The 20,715-nt window shown below is 68.6% G+C and carries 16 protein-coding genes; 7 read left to right on the top strand and 9 right to left on the bottom strand.

Annotated elements, in window-relative coordinates:
* Positions 1-22 precede the first annotated feature (22 nt).
* Together MAE01_RS00140 and MAE01_RS16125 are read right to left on the bottom strand one after the other, a co-directional pair.
* Positions 23-1,588, bottom strand: coding sequence for a hypothetical protein (locus MAE01_RS00140; protein ID WP_147037532.1), 1,566 nt, complete (start codon positions 1,586-1,588; stop codon positions 23-25).
* The gene (locus MAE01_RS16125; protein WP_229718287.1) at positions 1,564-3,201 is read right to left on the bottom strand and encodes an ABC transporter ATP-binding protein; all 1,638 of its coding nucleotides are present in this window, start codon (positions 3,199-3,201) and stop codon (positions 1,564-1,566) included. Before MAE01_RS16125 ends, MAE01_RS00140 begins: the two co-directional genes overlap by 25 nt.
* Before the next feature lie 232 nt (positions 3,202-3,433).
* Between MAE01_RS16125 and MAE01_RS00125 the strand changes: the two genes are divergently transcribed.
* The 3 genes from MAE01_RS00125 to MAE01_RS00115 all read left to right on the top strand — a co-directional run bounded on the left by MAE01_RS00125 (position 3,434) and on the right by MAE01_RS00115 (position 5,548).
* The gene (locus MAE01_RS00125) at positions 3,434-4,126 is read left to right on the top strand and encodes a phosphocholine cytidylyltransferase family protein (RefSeq protein WP_147037531.1); all 693 of its coding nucleotides are present in this window, start codon (positions 3,434-3,436) and stop codon (positions 4,124-4,126) included.
* Between the two features lie 99 nt (positions 4,127-4,225).
* The gene (locus MAE01_RS00120) at positions 4,226-5,170 is read left to right on the top strand and encodes a hypothetical protein (RefSeq protein WP_147037530.1); all 945 of its coding nucleotides are present in this window, start codon (positions 4,226-4,228) and stop codon (positions 5,168-5,170) included.
* A 75-nt stretch (positions 5,171-5,245) separates the two neighbouring features.
* Positions 5,246-5,548, top strand: a complete 303-nt coding sequence (locus tag MAE01_RS00115) for a hypothetical protein (RefSeq protein WP_147037529.1) — start codon at positions 5,246-5,248, stop codon at positions 5,546-5,548.
* A gap of 61 nt (positions 5,549-5,609) precedes the next feature.
* Here MAE01_RS00115 and MAE01_RS00110 read toward each other — a convergent pair whose 3' ends face one another.
* Positions 5,610-7,205, bottom strand: a complete 1,596-nt coding sequence (locus tag MAE01_RS00110) for an isocitrate lyase (RefSeq protein ID WP_147037528.1) — start codon at positions 7,203-7,205, stop codon at positions 5,610-5,612.
* A 206-nt stretch (positions 7,206-7,411) separates the two neighbouring features.
* Between MAE01_RS00110 and MAE01_RS00105 the strand changes: the two genes are divergently transcribed.
* Both MAE01_RS00105 and MAE01_RS00100 read left to right on the top strand, forming a co-directional pair.
* Complete coding sequence (locus MAE01_RS00105) at positions 7,412-9,007, top strand: acyl-CoA carboxylase subunit beta (protein WP_147037527.1); 1,596 nt, start codon at positions 7,412-7,414, stop codon at positions 9,005-9,007.
* Positions 9,004-9,222 carry an acyl-CoA carboxylase subunit epsilon gene (locus MAE01_RS00100; protein ID WP_147037526.1) on the top strand — a complete coding sequence of 73 codons (219 nt, stop codon included), beginning with the start codon at positions 9,004-9,006 and terminating at the stop codon, positions 9,220-9,222. Before MAE01_RS00105 ends, MAE01_RS00100 begins: the two co-directional genes overlap by 4 nt.
* A gap of 214 nt (positions 9,223-9,436) precedes the next feature.
* Here MAE01_RS00100 and MAE01_RS00095 read toward each other — a convergent pair whose 3' ends face one another.
* The 6 genes from MAE01_RS00095 to MAE01_RS00070 form a co-directional block, all read right to left on the bottom strand.
* Entirely contained in the window at positions 9,437-12,454 is a 3,018-nt protein-coding gene (locus tag MAE01_RS00095) for an alpha-mannosidase (protein ID WP_147037525.1), read from the bottom strand.
* Between the two features lie 73 nt (positions 12,455-12,527).
* Positions 12,528-13,727, bottom strand: coding sequence for an ROK family transcriptional regulator (locus tag MAE01_RS00090; RefSeq protein ID WP_147037891.1), 1,200 nt, complete (start codon positions 13,725-13,727; stop codon positions 12,528-12,530).
* A gap of 250 nt (positions 13,728-13,977) precedes the next feature.
* Positions 13,978-14,991: a hypothetical protein gene (locus tag MAE01_RS00085; protein WP_147037524.1), complete on the bottom strand. Its 1,014-nt coding sequence runs from the start codon at positions 14,989-14,991 to the stop codon at positions 13,978-13,980.
* Positions 14,988-16,220, bottom strand: a complete 1,233-nt coding sequence (locus tag MAE01_RS00080; protein WP_147037523.1) for a sensor histidine kinase — start codon at positions 16,218-16,220, stop codon at positions 14,988-14,990. The genes MAE01_RS00085 and MAE01_RS00080 overlap by 4 nt, the downstream gene beginning before the upstream one ends.
* A complete protein-coding gene (locus MAE01_RS00075) occupies positions 16,210-16,872 on the bottom strand; it encodes a response regulator (RefSeq protein WP_147037522.1) in 663 nt (220 codons plus the stop codon). Before MAE01_RS00075 ends, MAE01_RS00080 begins: the two co-directional genes overlap by 11 nt.
* Positions 16,873-16,900: 28 nt before the next feature.
* Positions 16,901-18,100: a class I SAM-dependent RNA methyltransferase gene (locus MAE01_RS00070; RefSeq protein WP_147037521.1), complete on the bottom strand. Its 1,200-nt coding sequence runs from the start codon at positions 18,098-18,100 to the stop codon at positions 16,901-16,903.
* Positions 18,101-18,140: 40 nt separating this feature from the next.
* Here MAE01_RS00070 and MAE01_RS00065 point away from each other — a divergent pair, with 40 nt between their 5' ends.
* Together MAE01_RS00065 and MAE01_RS00060 are read left to right on the top strand one after the other, a co-directional pair.
* Entirely contained in the window at positions 18,141-18,782 is a 642-nt protein-coding gene (locus MAE01_RS00065) for a Maf family protein (protein WP_147037890.1), read from the top strand.
* Positions 18,783-18,860: 78 nt separating this feature from the next.
* Positions 18,861-20,624 carry an ATP-binding protein gene (locus MAE01_RS00060; RefSeq protein ID WP_147037520.1) on the top strand — a complete coding sequence of 588 codons (1,764 nt, stop codon included), beginning with the start codon at positions 18,861-18,863 and terminating at the stop codon, positions 20,622-20,624.
* The last annotated feature ends 91 nt before the right edge of the window (positions 20,625-20,715 follow it).

Raw genomic sequence — 20,715 nt, 5'->3', positions numbered from 1 at the left:
CGCTGGGCCCCGCGGGGCGGTGTCAGGCCGTCTCGACGAACTCCATCAGGCGCGCCCCACCGCGGTCGTAGACGCGTCCGCCGATGACCAGGCCGAGAGCGAGAACGACGAGCCCTGTGCCGATGCCGACCCAGAAGGTGGCCGGGTTGTAGGAGTCGTCCTCGATGACCGTCATGACGAACAGCCAGATCGTCGGTGCGCTCAGCACGAGCGCGCTGATGAATGCGATGGCGGGCGCGTATCCCCCGCGGGATGCCGAACGCTGCGGCTGCTGGAACGGGCTGTCCCCCGGACGAGAGACCGCGTACGGCGAGGTCACCGAGATGACGCTGGACACGCCAAGACCCCCGAGGAACAGGCTCGCGGTGAGACCGATCATCGGCATCAGCAGATACCAGCTCTCGACCATCGCCAGAGTCAGCGGGATCGCCACGGCCAGCGTGGGGACGGCGACCAGGCAGATCGGGATGAGCCGGCCGGCGCGGTCGGCGACTCCGCGCACTCCGCTGGCGACGTGTACCCACAGCGCCGTCGAGTCATACGCCACGTCGTTGTGCGGCAACCACCCGAAGAACAGCGCCATGACGGGGACGGGCACGAGGGCGGCGATATAGAGAGGCACGCCGGCCACGAGCAGAGGGAAGACGGTGAGGATGCCGGCGATCGGGACGATCACGAAGTTCACGATGTACCGGCGGTCGCGCAGCCAGTACACCAGGCTGCGCGAGGCGATCGCACCGAAAGCGTTCGGCGGCAGCAGACCGAACCAACCGAGGCCCGACCTCTCGCGGGAGGTCGCCGGACGGTCGGTGCTCGTGAGCAGGCGTCGCACCAGCCACGACCAACCTCCCCACAACGCGAGCACGGTGAACAGCGCGACGAGCCCACTCGCCCACGCGCCGGCGGAATCGCTTCCCGCCACGGAGAGCGCGAACGCGGGTACCGCCGCGAACGGCGTGAGCCCGATCGCCGCGGTGGCCGATGCCACAGCCTCCGGTACCCGGCCATCCCATTCCAGGGAAGCGAGGAACACGGCGACCGGGAAGGCGACGACGACGACGAGGAGGACGAAAAGCGCCGTGAGCTCGCGAGACCGGCGCTCGGGCAGGAGCAGGGCGCTGGTCGCCATGCCGACGCGCGCCGCGATGTTCGACGAGATGACGCCGATCACTCCCACGAGCACGGCGATCGCCGTGGGCGTGCCCAGCTCGATGAGCACGATGACCACGCAAACGGCGACGGCGATGAGCGCGAACGACGGCACGCTCACCAGGCCGCCGATCGCGAGGATCCACGGCATGTGCGGCACGTCGACGCCGAAAACCCCGAAGCGGCGGGGATCGAGCTGATCGACCGTGCCGGTGAGGATCGGACCGACGAGGAATCCGAGCAGGGAGGCCGCTCCGCCGAGCACAAGCACCGTGCGCGCGACGGCCAGCGGTGCGTCGGCGAGGCTGAGGACGGCGGTGCACACGGCGACGGTCGCGGCGGCGAGCGCCAAAAGGCCCACCACGGTGCGCACGACCCGGTCGCCCCGCAGGGCGCCGAGCATCAGCGCGAGCCTCAGTCGGAGAACGTGTGCAACCATTCGAGCCCCTCCACCTCGCCGGTTCCGCCTGCGAGTTCGATGAAACGGGATTCGAGTGTCTGTCCGGCGCGCACCTCATCGACCGTGCCCTCGGCGAGCACGTCTCCGCCGACGATGATCGCGACGCGAGAGCACACCCGCTCCACGAGGTCCATGCCGTGGCTGGACAGGATCACGGTGCCGCCGTGGGAGACGTAGGCGCGGAGGATGTCGAGGATGACTGCAGAGGAGACGGGGTCGACCGACTCGAACGGCTCGTCGAGCACGAGCACGCGCGGGGAGTGGATCATGGCGCCGGCGAGCATGATCTTCTTCGTCATGCCGGCCGAGTAGTCGGAGACGACGCGGAGGGCCGCGTCGCCGAGGTCGAAGGCGCGCATGAGGTCCGCCGAGCGCTTCTCGATGACCTCGGCGGAGAGCCCGCGCAGCAGTCCGTAGTAGTGCAGCAGCTGGCGACCGGTGAGCCGGTCGAAGGTGCGCAGACGGTCGGGAAGGACACCCATGACGCGCTTGGCGGCGAGGGAATTCTTCTGCTGATCGATCCCGCAGATCTGCACCTCACCAGCCGTCGCGCGCAGGAGCCCGGCGAGGATCGAGAGGGTCGTCGTCTTACCGGCGCCGTTCGGGCCGACGATGCCGTAGAACGACCCCGCCGGGACCGTGAGGTCGATGCCGTTCACCGCGCGGTGGTCGCCGAATTCCTTGACCAGTCCCCGCACGACGATCGCGTCGGTCGCCGTTGCCGCCGGAACGTCGGTGACGACGGCCTCGGTCGCAGCTTCGATGCCGGGTTCTGGCTCGAGTTCGGACTCCGGCTCGGGTTCCGCGCGTGGCTCGTCGTCGGAGATCGCTTCCGCCGCGACGACGGATTCCGGCTCTGCGACAAGCTCGGCATCGACTGCCGGCTCCGCCTCGGCGACGGGCTCGACGACCGGCGCAGGATCGGCGGTCTGTTCTGCATCGCCTGCCGACTCGGGTTCGGGCTCCGTCTCAGGCCCGGACTCAGACTCAGGCTCAGCGATCAGGCCGAGGTCAGCGAGCACCTCGGGTTCCACGACGGTCTCTGCGGTCGGGGCCGCGTCTTCCGCGGCGACCAGCGGCTTGGGGCGCGAGGGTGCGGTTGCCGCGGCATCCCGTGCCTCGACAATTGCTGCCTTCTCCTGCTCGGCCTTCGCGGCCTTCTCCTGCTCCTTCGCGGCCTTGGCCGCGGCGGCCTTCGCGGCCTTGGTCGCTGCCGCCTTCGCCGCCGCTGTCTTGGCCGCGGCGGTCTTCTGCGCCGTGGTCTTCGAGGCGGTGCTCTTCGCCGTGGTCTTCGCGACGGCCGTGCGAGACGCCGCCGTCTTCGCGGCCGCCGTCTTCGAGGCGGTGCTCTTTGCCGCTGCCGTCTTCTTCGCCTCGGTGGCCTTCGCGGCCTCGGTCTTCGCCGCCGCGGCCTTCGCGGTCGTCGCCTTCGCAGCGGTGGTGCGCGTCGTCGTCTTCTTCGTCGCGGGCTTGGACGGGCGCGCCACCACGGCCTTCACCGCAGCGGACTTCGTAGAGGCCGCCTTCTTCGACGCCCTGGCGCCAGGCGCGTCAGCGGGCTCTTCGGCGTGGTCGTCCAAGGATGCAGTCACCGTCCTACGGTATCAACGGGAGTGGACTTTCTCCTGGGCGCGCGCAACAATCGGCACAGGGTGGCACACCGGATTCCTCGACCTGTGGATCCCGTGTGTACCTGATCACGAAATGGCAACGTCGCGGGCTTACCCCGAGGCTTCCCAGGGGGCATGGCTACCATGAACTCGGCACGAAGAAGTGTCTGGTCGGTGAACCGGCCGTGAACACAGATTCTTTTTAGGAGTATTCGTGACTCTTCAGACCGTCATCCTGGCCGCCGGCATGGGCTCGCGCCTCGGCCGTGCGCTTCCGAAGCCGCTGACCCAGCTCGGCGACGGCCGCACGATCATGCAGCAGCAGCACGAGAACATCCGTGCCGCCTTCGGCCGCGAGGCCCGCATCACCGCTGTCGTGGGCTATCGCGCCGAGACGATCATCGAGGCGTTCCCGCACGTCAACTACGTGCACAACGAGCGCTACGACGAGACCAACACGTCCAAGAGCCTGCTGCGCGCGCTCGGCGCGACCGGTAAGGGCGGCGTGCTCTGGATGAACGGCGACGTTGTCTTCGATCCGCGCATCCTCGGCCGCGCGATCGAGTACATCGAGCGCGACCAGTCCTTCGTCACCGTCAACACCTCGAAGGTGAGCGATGAAGAGGTCAAGTACACCGTCACCGCCGAGGGCTTCATCAAGGAGCTGTCCAAGACGGTCAAGGGCGGCCTCGGTGAGGCTGTCGGCATCAACTACATCTCGTCCACGCACAAGAAGGCGTTCATGCGCCAGCTGCAGCGCGTCGACGATCAGGACTACTTCGAGCGCGGCCTCGAGCTCGCGATCGCCGAGGACGCCCTGCTCCTCGAGCCGATGGACGTCTCGGACCTGTACGCGGTCGAGGTCGACTTCGCCGAAGACCTCGAGCGGGCGAACCTGTACGTCTGACCCTTCGGCCTCCGAGCCGGTCTACGCATTGAGAGCCCGATCCCGCCCAGGGGTCGGGCTCTCTGCGTTCTCCCGGATGCGGAATCTAGGATCGTCGTGATGGCGAAGAAGGTGCACAAGATCCACTCCCTCCCGGACGACTCCGCCTGGGACAAGGGAGTGCCGCCTGTCGGCTCCGACGAGCATCCGCTCACCGTTCGTGGCCTCGACAAGGTTCTGGCCATCCAGCGTCCGCTGGTGCTCGCGCACATCCGCAGCATCCGTCTGCGCAATCCGAATGCCGCACCCGACCAGCTCGTACGCATCCTGGAGCGCCGGTATCTGGCCGCCGTCACGACCGGAGGCGCCGCCGTGGGTGCGACCGCCGTCGTGCCCGGCATCGGAACCGGGGTGACGCTGGCGCTGTCGGGCATCGAGACCCTCGGGTTCCTGGAGTCCACGGCACTGTTCGCGCAGTCGCTCGCCGAGGTGCACGGCATCGCGGTGGAGAATCCGGATCGCGCACGAGCCCTGGTCATGACGCTGATGCTGGGCAAGGAGGGCGTCGATCTCGTCGGGCAACTCGCGACGCAGGTGGCGGGAAAGGGATCGAGCCGCTCGTCGTACTGGGGCGAGATGGTGACGAAATCACTCCCCCGCGCGGCCGTCGGGCCGGTCGTCGACCAACTGAAGACCCGGTTCGTCAAGCATTTCGCCGCGGCCGGCGGTGCGTCATTCGTCGGCAAGGCCATGCCGTTCGGCATCGGTGCCGCGATCGGCGGCGCGGGAAACCACCTACTCGGGCGCCGCGTGCTGACGACGTCTCGTCGCGCCTTCGGCATCGCTCCGGCGGTGCTTCCGCCCGACCTGGAACCGGTGGACGGCACGCAGAAGCTCGAGATGCGGATGCTGCGCGGCGCCCGCTACGCCGGAACCGCCGTCGCAGGAGCCGCCGGTTCGGTCGCTCGCGGCGCCGGCTGGGTCGGGCACAAGCTGGGCGAGGCGACGCACGTGCGACGCAAGGATCGCGAGCTGGACTCACCCTCCACAGACACGGATTCCTGACACTTCTCCCCTTTTCGTGGGGAGGCCGCCGTCTGCCAGTGTCGGGCGTCGGCGGCCGTTCCTACCGTGGCCCGCATGCTGCGTCTCATCGATCCGTCCGACACCCCTCCGCCCGTCGCGTATCGCGTGCCGTGGTTCGTCCGCCGCACGGATCCCAGCCATCCCGTCGTGATCAACGGCAGTGCGGAGAGTGCCGACTTCGTGCGGGTATTCCGCGACGATCGACCCGATGAGGGTACGCAGCTGTGGGGCCAGGTACTGCCGACGGAGGACATCGAGCTGTGCCTGTGCGCCGCCGACATCGACGACGTGGTCGTCACCCTCGCCTGGTTCCGGCCGACCGACGGACTCGAGTACGTCTGGAGGTTTGTCGTGTGAGCCTGCGCTCAGTAAGGGGCGTCCCGGCCGGTGGCCGGGACGCCCCTGCTCGTCGGCGAACTCAGCTGAACTGGTTCATCGTGTTGTCCTTGCCACCGGCCTTGAGCGCGGCGTCGCCGGCGAAGTACTCCTTGTGGTTGTCGCCGATGTCGCTGCCGGCCATGTTCTGGTGCTTGACCGTCGCGATGCCCTCACGGATCTCGCGCCGCTGGACGCCCTGCACGTAGGCGAGCATGCCCTCGTCTCCGAAGTAGCCCTTGGCGAGATCATCGGTCGAGAGCGCAGCCGTGTGGTAGGTCGGCAGCGTGATGAGGTGATGGAAGATCCCGGCCTGGGCGGAGCCGTCACGCTGGAAGGAGCGGATCATGTCGTCGGCGACCTGCGCGAGCTCGGTGCCGTCGTAGTCGACGCTCATGAGCTCTGCCCGGTCGTAGGCCGAGACGTCCCTGCCCTCCGCCACGAACCGGTCGTAGGCCTGCTGGCGGAAGTTGAGTGTCCAGTTGAAGGACGGGCTGTTGTTGTAGACGAGCTTGGCGTTCGGGATGACCTTGCGCACCTCGTTCATCATCCCCGCGATCTGCGCGACGTGCGGCTTCTCGGTCTCGATCCACAGCAGGTCGGCGCCGTTGCGCAGCGACGTGATGCTGTCGAGCACGCAGCGCGCCTCACCCGTGCCGGCACGGAACCGATACAGGTTGCTCGCCAGACGCTTCGGGCGCAGGAGCTTGCCGTCGCGCTTGATGACGACGTCGCCGTTGCCCAGCTCGTCCTCCGAGATCTCCTCGACGTCGAGGAACGAGTTGTACTGGTCGCCCAGGTCACCGGGTTCGTGCGTCACGGCGAGCTTCTGCGTGAGTCCCGCGCCGAGCGAGTCCGTGCGCGCGACGATCACGCCGTTGTCCACGCCGAGCTCGAGGAACGCGTACCGGACGGCCGTGAGCTTGGCGATGAAGTCTTCATGCGGAACCGTGACCTTGCCGTCCTGGTGTCCGCACTGCTTCTCGTCCGAGACCTGGTTCTCGATCTGGATGGCGCACGCCCCCGCCTCGATCATCTTCTTGGCCAGCAGGTAGGTCGCTTCGGGGTTGCCGAACCCGGCATCGATGTCGGCGATGATCGGCACGACGTGGGTCTCGTAGTTGTCGATCTGCGACTGGATGAACTCCACCGCCGTCTCGTCGCCCGCCACACGGGCGTCATCGAGCTCGGTGAACAGCAGGTCGAGTTCGCGGGCATCGGCCTGACGCAGGAACGTGTAGAGCTCCTCGATGAGCGCGGGCACCGACGTCTTCTCGTGCATCGACTGATCGGGCAGCGGCCCGAACTCCGAGCGCAGCGCGGCGACCATCCAGCCCGAGAGGTAGAGGTAGCGCTTGTTCGTCGTCTTCAGGTGCTTCTTGATCGAGATGAGCTTCTGCTGGCCGATGAATCCGTGCCACACCCCGAGCGACTGCGTGTAGAGCGAGGAGTCCGCGTCGTACTCTGTCATGTCGCGGCGCATGATGTCGGCGGTGTACTGGGCGATCTCCAGTCCCGTCCTGAAGCGATTCTGTGCCCGCATTCGGGCGACGTGCTCGGGGTTGATCGCATCCCAGCTGGAACCGTTGCGCTCCTTGAGAGCCTGAACGGCGTCGATGTCGTCTTGGTAGGCAGTCATGTTGTGTCCTTTGCGGTGGTGGCTGAGTCGCATTGCCTCCACCATGCGCCAAGAAAAGGGCGTCTTCCCGACATTCCCTCGTAGAAGATCTGCCGATCTTCTACGAACTGGAATATAGCCTGTCCCGCTGACTCGTTCGAACCGCCAAAGGAACCGGCTCTCCGTTGTGCGAGGCATCCAACGCCACGCGTCGCGCCGCTACTAGTGTGGAATCCGTGACGGACACGCCTGACCTCTCCACGACCGCCGGCAAGATCGCCGACCTTCGCTCCCGCTTCGATGAAGCGGTCACAGAGCCCGAGAAGATCGCGCAGGAGAAGCAGCACGCCAAGGGCAAGATGACCGCCCGCGAGCGCATCGAACTGCTCGTCGATCCCGGCAGCTTCGTCGAGTTCGACGAGTACGTCCGCCACCGCACCACGGCGTTCGGAATGGACCGCAACCGCCCGTACGGCGACTCGGTCGTCACCGGGATCGGCACGATCCACGGGCGCACCGTCGCGGTCTACTCGCAGGACTTCACGACCTTCGGCGGCTCGCTCGGCGAGGTCTCCGGCGACAAGATCATCAAGATCATGGAGTTCGCGCTGCAGGGCGGCATGCCGATCATCGGCATCCTCGACTCGGGCGGCGCCCGCATCCAGGAGGGCGTGCTCGCCCTCAGCAAGTACGGCGAGATCTTCCGCCTGAACACCCGCTCCTCGGGCGTCATCCCGCAGATCTCGATCATCATGGGCCCGGCAGCCGGCGGCGCCGTCTACGGCCCCGCGCTCACCGACTTCGTCATCATGGTCGACAAGACGAGCCAGATGTTCGTCACCGGCCCCGACGTCATCAAGACCGTCACCGGCGAGGACGTCGGCATGGAGGAGCTCGGCGGCGCCCTCACGCACAACACCCGCTCGGGCGTCGCGCACTACCTCGCCGACGACGAGGACGATGCGATCGACTACGCGCGCACCCTGCTCGGCTTCCTGCCGGACAACAACATGGCCGAGATCCCCGGCTACGAGTCCGATTTCGAGTGGGAGACGACGGATGCCGATCGCACCCTGAACGCGATCATCCCGGACTCCGCGAACCAGCCCTACGACATCCACACCGTCATCGACCACGTGATCGACGACGACTTCCTCGAGGTGCAGCCGCTCTTCGCCCCGAACATCGTCATCGGCTTCGGACGTGTCGAGGGCCGCTCGGTCGGCATCATCGCCAACCAGCCCTCGCAGATGGCCGGCACCCTGAACATCGAGGCGGGCGAGAAGGCCAGCCGTTTCGTGCGCTTCTGCGACGCCTTCTCGGTCCCGATCGTCACCCTCGTCGACGTGCCGGGCTACCTGCCGGGCACCGACCAGGAATGGACCGGTGTCATCCGCCGCGGCGCGAAGCTCATCTACGCCTACGCCGAGGCCACCGTGCCGCTGGTCACCGTGATCCTGCGCAAGGCCTACGGCGGCGCGTACATCGTCATGGGCTCCAAGCAGCTCGGCGCCGACGTCAACCTCGCGTGGCCGACCGCCGAGATCGCCGTCATGGGAGGTCAGGGTGCGGTGAACATCCTGTACCGCAACGAGATCCGCAAGGCCGAGGAGAACGGCGAGGATGTCGCCGCGGTCCGCACTCGCCTGGCCAACGAGTACACCTACAGCGTGACGTCGCCGTTCCTGGCGGCAGAGCGCGGCGAGATCGACGGTGTCATCGAGCCCGCGAACACGCGCGTGTCCATCGCCAAGGCGCTGCGTTCGCTGCGCGGCAAGCGCGCAGAGCTGCCCCCGAAGAAGCACGGGAACATCCCGCTGTGACCGAGGAGCAGCCCGCCCCCGGACTTCGCGTCGTCCGCGGCACGGCGAACGAGGAGGAACTCGCTGCCCTCATCGCCGTGGTCACCGACGCGTACGAGCGCGAGGCCGCGGATGCCGTCGCCGAGGAGCCGAGCGTGTCGGCGTGGCAGCGGACCCAGCGGCCGATGCGCAAGCCGCTGCGCCGCGACATCCCGTGGGGGCGATTCTCGGGCTGAGTCGGCCGTTGAGGCTCGGCGTCTGAGGTTTCGACTCGCCATCGGCTCGCTCAACCCGTTTCGTCTCGCTCCGCTCGCTCAACGACCCGCAGAAGGAGTCCGCGGGGAGAGGAGTGGCCCCAGCGGGGAACGTAAGCGCGGGTCGTTGAGCGGAGGCGGCGAAGCCGACGGAGACGAAACGGGCTGAGCGAGCGCAGCGAGACGAAGCCTGCCGTCAGCGAGACCCGCGCGCGCCGAGGAAGCGGAGCGTGACGATCTGGAACGGACGCAGCGTCAGGGCGACGCTCTCGCCTGACGCGGACGTGACCGCAGCGGCATCCACTTCGCGCTCCAGCAGATCCGTCTCGATCACGTCATCGAACGCGAACGAGGCCGCCAGCCTCGCCTGAGCCCTACCGCCGTGCGCCTCGTACAGCCGCACGATCACGTCACCGCCACGATCCTCCGCGAGCTTGACGGCCTCGACCACCACTGCACCCGACGACATTGTCACGAGCGGCTCCACAGGACCCGCGCCGACCACCTGACGCGCGGGCAGGTTCAGCCGGTAGCCCTCGCGCACGGCATCCGCGATCGACGAATCAGGGCGGATGCTGACCCGGAACGTATGCTCGCCCTGATCCGCCTCCGGGTCCGGGTACAACGGCGCCCGCAGCAGGGACAGGCGCACGTTCGTGACCGTCCCGCCGCCCTCTCGAGGCCCGCGCGTGATGTCGTGCCCGTACGTGGAGTCGTTCGCGACCGCGACGCCGAACCCGGCCTCGCCCACGTGCACCCACCGGTGCGCGACCGTCTCGAAGCGCGCCATGTCCCACGACGTGTTGGCGTGCGTCGGACGCTGCACGTGGCCGAACTGGATCTCCGAGCTCGCACGATCCGCGTGCACGTCGAGCGGGAACGCGAGTTTCAGCAGCTTCTGCCGCTCGTGCCAGTCCACAGCCGTCTCGATCTCGAGGGCGCGCGAACCCGCCCCGAGCGTCAAAGTCTGCGTGATCCGCGTTGCCCCCCGGCTGCGGACCACGCAGACGACTGCGGCGGTGGGATGGGGGACGTGGTCGATAGAGTCCACGTCGGTCAGGTCGATGACATGACGACGGTAGTGCTCATCGATGTCCCACGCGTCCCACCGCGTCGGTGTATCGCGATGCAGCTGCAGGAGGTTGCCCTTCTGCCCCGGTGCGATCACTTCGCGTCCTGTCGCGCGGACGACGAGAGAACTCACCAGCCCCATCTCGTCGAGTTGCACCGACAGGTGCTCGTTGCGCAGTTCGAACCCGCGCCGTGTGCGATTCACGGTGGCGGGACTCTCCGAGACCGGCGTGACGGCGGAGATGCTCATCGCCGCCGCACCGCACTGCTCATACGGGCCCGCGTTCGCCGCGAGTGCGCTCGCCCCCTCGCCTGCGAGCTCTCCGAGCGCACGGGTCGTGAGCTGCTCGACCGCCGCGAGCACCTCGTCATAGCGCCGCTCAGCCTCACGATGCACCCAGCCGATCGAGCTGCCGGGAAGGATGTCGTGGAACTGCTGCAGCAGCACCGTCTCCCAGAGCGACTCGAGCTCGTCGTACGGGTACGCGGCGCCGCGCAGCGCGGCAGCCGTCGCCCACAGCTCCGCCTCGCGCAGAGCGTGCTCGCTTCGGCGGTTGCCGCGCTTGGTGCGTGCCTGCGATGTGTACGTGCCGCGATGGAACTCGAGGTACATCTCCCCCGACCACACCGGCGGATGCTCGTACTCCGCCTCGGCGGCCTCGAAGAACTGCGCGGGGCTCGACAGCGTGACCGCCGGCGATCCCTCGAGCGAGCGCAGTCGTTGCGCCGCGGCGAGCATCTCGCGGTTCGGGCCACCGCCGCCGTCGCCGTGCCCGAACGGCACGAGCGAGGTGTTCGCGGCGCCCTTCTCGGCGTACTGCCGCTCGGCGCGGGCGAGTTCCGCGCCGGACAACTGCGCACTGTAGGTGTCCACGGGCGGGAAGTGCGTGAAGATCCGCGTCCCGTCGATGCCCTCCCACAGGAACGTGTGATGCGGCATGCGATTCGTCTCGTTCCACGACATCTTCTGCGTCAGCATCCAGCGCGACCCGGCAGCGCGCGCGATCTGCGGCAGCGCCGCGGAGTACCCGAACGAGTCGGGCAGCCAGACATCCAGCGGCTCGACGCCGAACTCGGCCATGAAGAAGCGCTTGCCGAGGACGAACTGTCGCGCCAGCGCCTCACCACCCGGCATGTTCGTGTCGGACTCGACCCACATCCCGCCCGCCGGGGCGAACCGGCCGGATGCCACGGCCTCCCGCACCCGCGAGAACAGCTCCGGCTGGTACTTCTTGAGCCAGGCGTACTGCTGAGCGGACGACGCCGCGAAAACGAAGTCGGTCTCCTGCTGCAGCGACAGCACGTTCGAGAACGTCCGCGCCACCTTTCGCTGCGTCTCGCGCACCGGCCACAGCCAGGCCGAATCGATGTGGGCGTGCCCCACGGCGTGCGCGCGGTGCGCCGAGGCGGATGCCGGGCTGGCGAGCACGCCGGCGAGTTCGGCCCGCGCGTCCGAGGCCGTGCCTGCGACGTCGTCGGGATCGGCCGCGTCGACCATGCGCTCGAGGGCCCGCAGGATCTCTGCGCGTCGCGGCGCGGTCTCGGGCAGCTCCATCATGAGCTCGGACAGCACGATGGCGTCCTGCAGGAGTTCCCAGACCTCGAGGTTCCTGACGGCGATGTCGGCCTGCCGGAATTCGTACATCGGCTCGTCGCCTGCGGTGTCGAGCGCCCCGAGCGGCGTAGGCCGGAAGGTGCGGAAACCGTCGGCGACGTCGGGGTTCGCCGCGGCCTCGAGGTAGAGCTCGAACTCCTCGCCCGGCGCCCCTTCGAGCGGCACATGCGCATTGCGCGGCTCGACGGCCTTGACGATCGAACCGTCACGCCGATAGACGGTGCCCTCGGCCTGGAATCCCGGCTCTGACGCGTTGAATCCGAGATCGAACAGCAGTTCGGCGCCGGGTGCGTCCGGTACCGTTCCCCGCAGCCTCAGCCACGTCGTCCCCCACGGCCTCCCCCATTTCGTCCCCACGGCGAAATGCTCGTAGACCTGACCTACAGCTTCGGTGAACGGTACCGGCTCCCCCGGCACTTCCCAACTCGCCAATACCGCTGGCGTGAGGTCCCCGTGCACATTCGGTCGCAGCCGTTCGTCGATGAAGCGTCGAACTCGGGCTTCAATCAGTACGGCTGTGTCGTGCATGCGCCATGGGACTCCAACATCGGGTTGCAGATAGTCAATCGATTGGATTTACCCTTGTCAAGACCTCTCACCCTCAGGAATCGAGGAAGAGAGCGGATGCTCGAGGCGAGAGCACCTCGTCCAGCACCACGCATCCCGCACCGACCGCGCCGACGTCGTCACCGACGACGGTGCCGACGACCGGCAGGTCGCGCACGGCTCGGGTGGCGCTCTGCCGATCAAGCAGCCGCGGCAGCAGTGCGAGGTGGCGTGCGCTGACGCGCGACCAGAACGGCCCGCCCAGGACCACCCGGTCGACGTCCAGCATGTTCGTGAGCACGGAGATCAGCACGGACAGGTGCTGCACCGATTCATCGAGCACCGCGCGTGCGGCTTGATCACCGTCGTTCGCGAGATCGCACAGGGCGCTGTATCGCTCGTCGACGGCTTCGGGGTCGCTGCCCACCCTGTCGTCGGCGAACACCCCCGCCCGCTCGGCGTGCTCCACGATCGCCTGAGGCGTGCACACGACTTCGACGCAGCCGCGCTTCCCGCATGCGCATTCGGGCCCGTCCGGGTCGACGATGATGTGCCCCACCTCGCCGACGTTGCGCGAGACCCCTCGTACGACCTCGCCGTCGAGCACTAGTGCCGCGCCGATTCCGATGCCGAGATACGCGAACAGGAACGAGCCGTCCGGCGGCACATCCCCGGTCCACAGTTCTGCTGCGGCGGCCGCTGTGGTGTCCTTCTCGAGCGTCACGCGGAACCCGGTCGCCTCGGCGAGCGCATCGCGCAGCGGCACCCGATGCCAGGAATGGAGCTTCGGCGGATCGATGACCGTGCCCCGAGCAGCATCGAGCGGCCCCGGTGTCGCCACGCCGATACCGGTGACGAGGTCGCGGGACACACCGGAACGGTCGATGAGTTTCTCGATGGCGTCGGCCATAGCGGCGATGATGTGACGCGCGTCACTGGCAGGTGTGCGACGGGCACGTCGCCCCACGACGTTGCCGGCAAGATCGAGCAGGACGAACGTCATCACCGCCGGGTCGAGGTGCACACCGATCGAGAACCGGCTGCCCGCGTTCAGCCGCAGCGTCGTGCGCGGCTTGCCCGGGCCCTGGATCGTCCGTCCCGCCTCCTCCACGATGCCGTCGTCGAGAAGCCGGCGGGTGATGTTCGTCACGGTCTGCGCGGAGAGGCCGGTGGCATCTACGAGTTCTGTCCGGCTCAAGCCCTCGCGGGAGCGGCGGATCGCCTCGAGGATGACGGACTGGTTGAAGTCCCCCATCTTCGGAAGATTGGTACCCCGGCGACGCAGATCCACGGCTCCATCATGGCGCATTCACGCGAATCCGTGTCCCCCGAAATACCTACAGACAAACATCTTGCGGCTCGGTCAGACTGTAGTCGACGCTTCGCGTTCGATCGGTCTCTCTGCCCCAGGGTAGGCAGACGGTGATCGATCTCCGGCGGTGGGTTTTCGGGTAACTTCACCGCACTGGCGAGGGGCGGGCGGCTTCGCCGCCCCTCGCCCTCTCTCACTTCGCGGCATCCGCCTCACGAGGGATCACGTGCCACAGCCCTACGGCATCCTCATCAGAGGAATCTCCGGCACCCGTCCGCCCGACCACCGTGACGGCAGCATGCGCATCCCTGGCCGCACGGATGATGATCCGCTCGGCATCCGCGCTCGCGAGCACGTCGGCCAGCTCATCCCGGATCTGATCCCGACGCTCCTCGTCGAGCTCGTCGAGGCCCCCCTCGTCGAACACCGTGACCGCGCTGCCGCGCAGCCGCACCTCGCGGATCGCACCGCGTACCGCGTCGTTGAGCAGGCTGGCACCGCGCAGCTCATCCCGAAGCCGGCCCTCCGCCATGCGCGCGTCCTGTCGCTCCTCGTCCGTGAGGCGGCCGTGCGCGGCCACGGTCCTGGCGAGCACCGGGCCTGCCGAGGCGAGCGCGTACTGCACGCGCAGCCGGCGTTCCCGCTGACGCACGAGCTGGATGGCGTGCCAGGAGGATACCGCGCGCTGGATGCCGGCGAGGTGCTCGGTGTCGTGCACAGCGCGGTCCCAGAACAGCACGAGCAGCTGGGCGACCACGGCCCACATGATCGATCCGACCAGTCCGAGCTCCAGCGCGACGAACAGACCGAGGTAGGCCGACGACGAGATGACGAGGGCGGCGAGCACCACCCAGCCGATCACCGGTCGACGGCGGACGATGCACGTCACCGAGAGCACGCCGATCGCGCCGATGTACCAGGTCGCGAAGGGGGCGGTGCGGTGCAGCGGCATCAGTGAGGCGTTGACCATGAACGGGATGGCGAGGCTCGCGGCGACGGCGATGACGCCCCACCACAGGGGCATCCGCAAGCCGTCCGGCGTCTCGATCAGTACCGTGGTGACGACGATTGCCAGATAGAGGAGGATCGCCGCGACCATCAGCAGCGGTGCGATCGGCTGCACGGTCCACCAGATCGCCCTGGCCGCGAAGTAGATGGCGAAGCCCACGGCGAGAGCGGTGGCCACGCCGCGCACGGAGCGGTTCATGTGCGCTCCCATCCGAGAACGACCCTGGTGCCCGTCGAGTCGGAGTCGATCGTCGCGTGTCCGGCGACGGCCGCCATCCGGGCGAGGATCGAAGCTCGGATGCCGAGGCGGTCCTCCCCGATCGTCGCCATGTCGAACCCGGGGCCGGTGTCGATCACGGTGACTGTGACGCCCTCATCCCCGTTCCCCTCCGCGACGATGTGCAGCCCTCTGCCCTGGGCATGGGCGATCGCGTTGCCGATCGCCTGTCGCGCCGCGAGCACGATGGCCCGCGCCGCCTTGCCCGGAATGAGACCGGCGGAGCCGCGTTCTTCGACGATCGCGTCAGCGCCGAGCTCGGACAGCGCCCTGCGCAACTCGGCGACGATGAGCGCAGTGCCGACCGGGTCGTCGCTGCCCTCCTGTGCGACCGCTGCCTCGGTGTTCGCCAACCGGGTGAGCGCTTCTCTGGCCATCGCGACCGCGAGGTCCCTCGCCCTGTCCGAGTCGGCGCGCTCCGCGGCCAGCAGCGCAGCCAGCACGCTGTCGTGCATGAGCGCGGCCATCGCGACCCGCTCCTCTTCGGCCGCCGCGGCCGCCGCCGCCGAGGCATAGGAGGCGACGGCCTTCCCACGGGCATCGTCGACGCCGGCGGCGACGGAGCGGAACATCCAGCCCAGCGCGATGATGACGAGACCCAGGATGATGGTGAACGACACATCGAATGCCGTGGTCGTCCAGAACGTGGCGGTGAATTCCCCCTCCACCAGGCGCACGTAGCCGTAGACCAGCGGAACCCCGAGGGCCCAGACCAGCTGAGCCCAGATCGGGAACGCCAGCAGCGCGGCGACGACGCCGACGTTGACGAGGAAGAAGATCCACGGCTGGTTCTCCTTCGCGCCGTCGGACTCGAGCACGAACGGCCACGTGGCGAGTGCCACCACGTAGACGATCGCGAAGGCCCCGCCCGTCACACGCACACCGCGTCCGATGGCGCATGCGATCAGCATCCCGACCAACGGCACGTAGACGACCACCAGCAGCAGGATCTGCACGCCGGAGGTGCGGTCGGTCATGCCTCCGATCGCGGAGATGAGCGCCTGAGCGCCGAGAATCGCGGAACCGATCGCCACGACGGTGGCGAGGATGCGCTCCATCCGCTTTCCGGTGAAGCGCTCGAACGCGGTGTCCGCGGTCCCCGGTGAGGGGATCCGCCCCCAGGCCTCGCGCAGCGCGGCGTCAGCCGACACTCGTCGCCCCGTCTGGGGAGACGATGCCGTCCTCCATGGCGCGGCGGAGCAGATCGACCTTCGTGGGCGCGGGGCGGCCCACCTCGACGTACTTCACCCGCACGCGCGTGATGTTCTCCTTGGCGGTGGAGTACGCCACCCCGAGCCGCTCTGCGACAGCCTTGAGCGGAAGGCCCGCCGCGTAAAGGCGCAGCACGTCGCGTTCCCGCACCGACAGCTGCGCGTCGGCGAACTCCCGGTCGCCCTCGACGGCGCTGGCCCACTCCACGTTGTTGAGCGCGTCGCCGCGCGCGACGGTGCGGATCGCGTCGACCACATCATCCAGGGCGGAGGATTTGCTCACCACTCCGGCGGCGCCGGCGGCGAGTGCCTCGCGCACCGCAGCAGGACGGTCGGCGACGCTGTGGATGACCACGCTCGCGCCGTCCGCCACGAGCGCGGTCACGTTCTCGGTGACGGTGGTCCCGTCACCCAGTGTCAGATCGAGCACCACGACATCCGCGGGCCGCGATCCGGGCGTCGCCCGCCAGTCGAGGTAGGAGCCGACCGTGCTGCCGGAGAAGACGACCGTTCCCTCGCCGGCGCGCTCGCAGGCGAGCTCCAGTCCCAGCCGGACGGACTCGTGGTCGTCGATGAACGCGACAGTGCTCATGCGCTCAGCCTATCGATCTGCTGAGCGTTCAACGGGTCAGCAGCGCGACGGCCTCGATGTGGTGCGAGTGCGGGAACAGGTCGAACGCCTGGAGGGACTCCACTTCCCAGCCCAGTCCGCGGAAGGTCCCGAGGTCGCGCGCCAGGGCGACCGGGTCGCAGGCCACGTAGACGACGGCATCCGGCGTGAGGGCATGGACGCCTTCTACCACTGCGCGCCCGGCGCCGGCGCGCGGCGGGTCCAGAACGACGGCTCCGGCCCGCGCACCGTCCGGGAGCCCCGCGAGATAGCGGTCGACGCGCGCCGTCACGGCGGTCGCGTCCAGATCGGCGAGATTCTCCTGCGCGTGGGCGGTCGCGGCACGGCTGGACTCGACCGTGACGATGTCGGTCGCGCCCGCCGCCGCGAGCGAGGATGCCAGCAGCCCGACGCCGCCGTAGAGATCCAGGTGCGTGGCGTTCGGATCGACCCGGCCGGAGAGCGCCGCGCGCACCGCCGAGTCCAGAGTGGATGCCGCGTGCGGATGGACCTGCCAGAAGCCGTCGGCATCCACCCGGAACGAGCGCTCGCCGACCCGCTCGGAGATCACGCGTGCCGCAGGACGCTTGCCGCGCTCCGGGCGACGCAGCACGTGCACCTCGCCGTCCGCCGACTCGACCAGATCGATGCGTCCCTGCTTGGCGTTGCGCAGCGACAGCCCCTCAGCGGCGACTCGCGGCCTGGCGAGCGGCAGCGACCGGACCGGGATCACGCGGTGGCTGCGGGCGGCGTAGGGGCCGACGACGCCCTCGGCGTCGACGTGCAGCGAGACGCGCGTGCGCCACCCGGTGCCGTCGGTGTCGTCGACGGCGGCGACCTCTGGTGTCTGAATGCCACCGCCGGCGAACTTCTCGAGCGCCTCGCCGAGCACCTGGCGCTTCAGAACGCGCTGGTGGTCGAGGTCGATGTGGCCCAGGTCCGCGCCGCCGGCCCGATCGTCCGGGTCCAGGGAGACATCCGCCTCCGGCCACACGTGCGGGCGGCGGTGCGGGGAGGCATCCAGCACCTCGACGGTCTCGGCGCGCCAGAACGAGGCCTTCGCGTCGTCGGTGACTCGCGCGCGCACGCGCTCACCCGGAATGGCATCCGAGACGAACACGACTCGGCCCTCATGACGGGCGATGAACGTGCCGCCGTGTGCGATGCCGGTGATGTCGAGGTCGAGCAGGTCAGGTGCGGAGGAGGCCATCCTTCCAGGATACGGTTCGCGCGACGATACGGTGGTGCTCATGCAGGTCTGTCTCGCCTCCACGTCGCCCGCCCGTCTCATGCTGCTCCGGCAGGCCGGAATCGAGCCGCTCACCCGCGCCCCCGAGACGGATGAGGATGCCGTGGCCGCGCAGGCTGCCGCCGAGCGCGGCGTCGAGTTGCCGCCGGACGAGCTCGTGCTGCTGCTCGCCCGAGCCAAGGCCGCCGATGTCGCCCTGCGGCTCGCGGAACAGGAACCGACCTTCGACGGCATCGTGATCGGGGGCGATTCGATGTTCGCCCTCGACGGACAGGTCTACGGCAAGCCGTACACCGCTGAGGCCGCCACCGCGCGCTGGCGCGGCATGCGGGGCGCGACCGGCATCCTGCATTCGGGCCACTCCGTCTTCCGGGTCCAGCCGGGGCACGAGCCGCGCGAGGCGACGGCGGTGGCCGCGGCATCCGTGACCTTCGCAGACGACATCACCGATGAGGAGATCGCCGCATACGTCGCCAGCGGCGAGCCGCTGCACGTCGCAGGCGCGTTCACGGTCGACAGCCTCGGCGGGGCGTTCATCACGCGCGTCGACGGCGATCCGTCCACGGTCGTCGGCATGTCGTTGTCGACCATCCGCCGCCTGGCGCGCGAACTGGGCGTGTCGTGGACGAACCTCTGGTCGTAGACATCCCGCCACGTTTTCAAGGATTTCTTGTGGAGAGTGCTCAAAAAGATCGGCCTTGATCTCGCTAGGCTGGCACTCATGCCAATCGAGAAGGTGCTCATCGCCAACCGCGGTGAGATCGCCGTACGCATCATCCGCGCCGCTCGCGATTCGGGAATCTCCTCCGTCGCCGTCTACGCCGACCAGGACCGTGACGCACTGCACACGCGCCTAGCGGACGAGGCATACGCTCTCGGCGGCGAGACGAGCGCGACCACCTACCTGCAGATCGAGAAGATCCTCTCGATCGCCCGCCGCTCCGGCGCCGATGCCGTGCATCCCGGCTACGGCTTCCTCGCCGAGAACGCCGACTTCGCCCGCGCCGTGATCGGCGCAGGCATCACCTGGATCGGCCCCTCCCCCGAGGCCATCGAGTCGCTCGGCGACAAGGTCACCGCCCGCCACGTCGCCGAGAAGGTCGGCGCCCCGCTGGCACCCGGTACCCCCGGGCCGGTCGAGTCGGCCGACGAGGTCATCGCTTTCGCTGAGGAGCACGGCCTGCCGATCGCGATCAAGGCCGCATACGGCGGAGGCGGACGAGGCCTGAAGGTCGCCCGCGAACTCGACGAGGTCGCCGAGTCGTTCGAGTCGGCCACCCGTGAAGCGGTCGCGGCCTTCGGCCGCGGCGAGTGCTTCGTGGAGAAGTACCTCGACAAGCCGCGTCACGTCGAGACGCAGTGCCTGGCGGATGCCGAGGGCAACGTCGTCGTCATCTCCACGCGCGACTGCTCGCTGCAGCGCCGCCACCAGAAGCTCGTCGAAGAGGCGCCGGCACCGTTCCTGACCGATGAGCAGAACGAGCTGCTGTATTCGGCGTCCAAGGCCATCCTCAAGGAGGTCGGCTACGTCGGCGCCGGCACCTGCGAGTTCCTCATCGGCGCAGACGGCACCGTCTCGTTCCTCGAGGTGAACACCCGTCTGCAGGTCGAGCACCCGGTCTCCGAAGAGGTCACCGGCATCGATCTGGTGCGCGAGCAGTTCCGCATCGCCGCAGGCGGCACCATCGACTACGACGACCCGACCCCGAGCGGCCACTCGTTCGAGTTCCGCATCAACGGCGAGGACCCGGGTCGCGGGTTCCTCCCCCAACCCGGCCCCATCCACGTCTTCAAGACGTTCGGAGGCCCCGGCATCCGGCTCGACTCCGGCGTCACCGCCGGCGACTCGGTCTCCGGCGCGTTCGACTCGCTGCTGGCGAAGATCATCGTCACCGGCAAGAACCGCGACGAGGCGCTGGAACGGGCCCGTCGGGCGCTCGACGAGTTCGAGGTCGCCGGTCTCCCGACCGTGCTGCCGTTCCACCGCAAGGTGGTGCGGGATGCCGCCTTCACCGCCGAGAACGGCGAGTTCGGCGTCTACACGCGCTGGATCGAGACCGAGTTCGACAACGACATCCCCGCCTGGGACGGCGAGCTGGATGCACCGGCCCCCGCCGAGAGCCGTCACACGGTCGTCGTCGAGGTCGCGGGCAAGCGCCTCGAGGTGAGTCTGCCCGACCGCGTCACCGTCGCTGCCGGCACCGCCGGGCGACCCGCCGCCGTTCCGCCGTCCCGCCGCAGCCACGCCATGACCGCCTCCGCCGGAGCATCCGGCGACGCGGTGAAGTCGCCGATGCAGGCCACCGTCGTCAAGATCGCCGTCGAGGAGGGCCAGCAGGTCGTCAAGGGCGATCTGGTCGTCGTCCTCGAGGCGATGAAGATGGAGCAGCCGATGCAGGCCCACAAGGACGGCGTGATCGGCAACGTCAACGCCGCGGCCGGCACCACTGTCGCCGCGGGCCATCAGCTGCTGACGATCTCCTGACTCGAACACCGGACGCTTCGACAAGCTCAGCGGCCGGCCTCAGCCCTCAGGCGGAGCGGACCCTGAGCCCGTAAGCGACCTATCCACAGTT

Origin of the sequence: Microbacterium aerolatum, assembly GCF_007988825.1 — a bacterium.
Classification (GTDB): domain Bacteria; phylum Actinomycetota; class Actinomycetes; order Actinomycetales; family Microbacteriaceae; genus Microbacterium; species Microbacterium aerolatum.
This window is presented reverse-complemented; position numbering and strand designations above follow the sequence as displayed.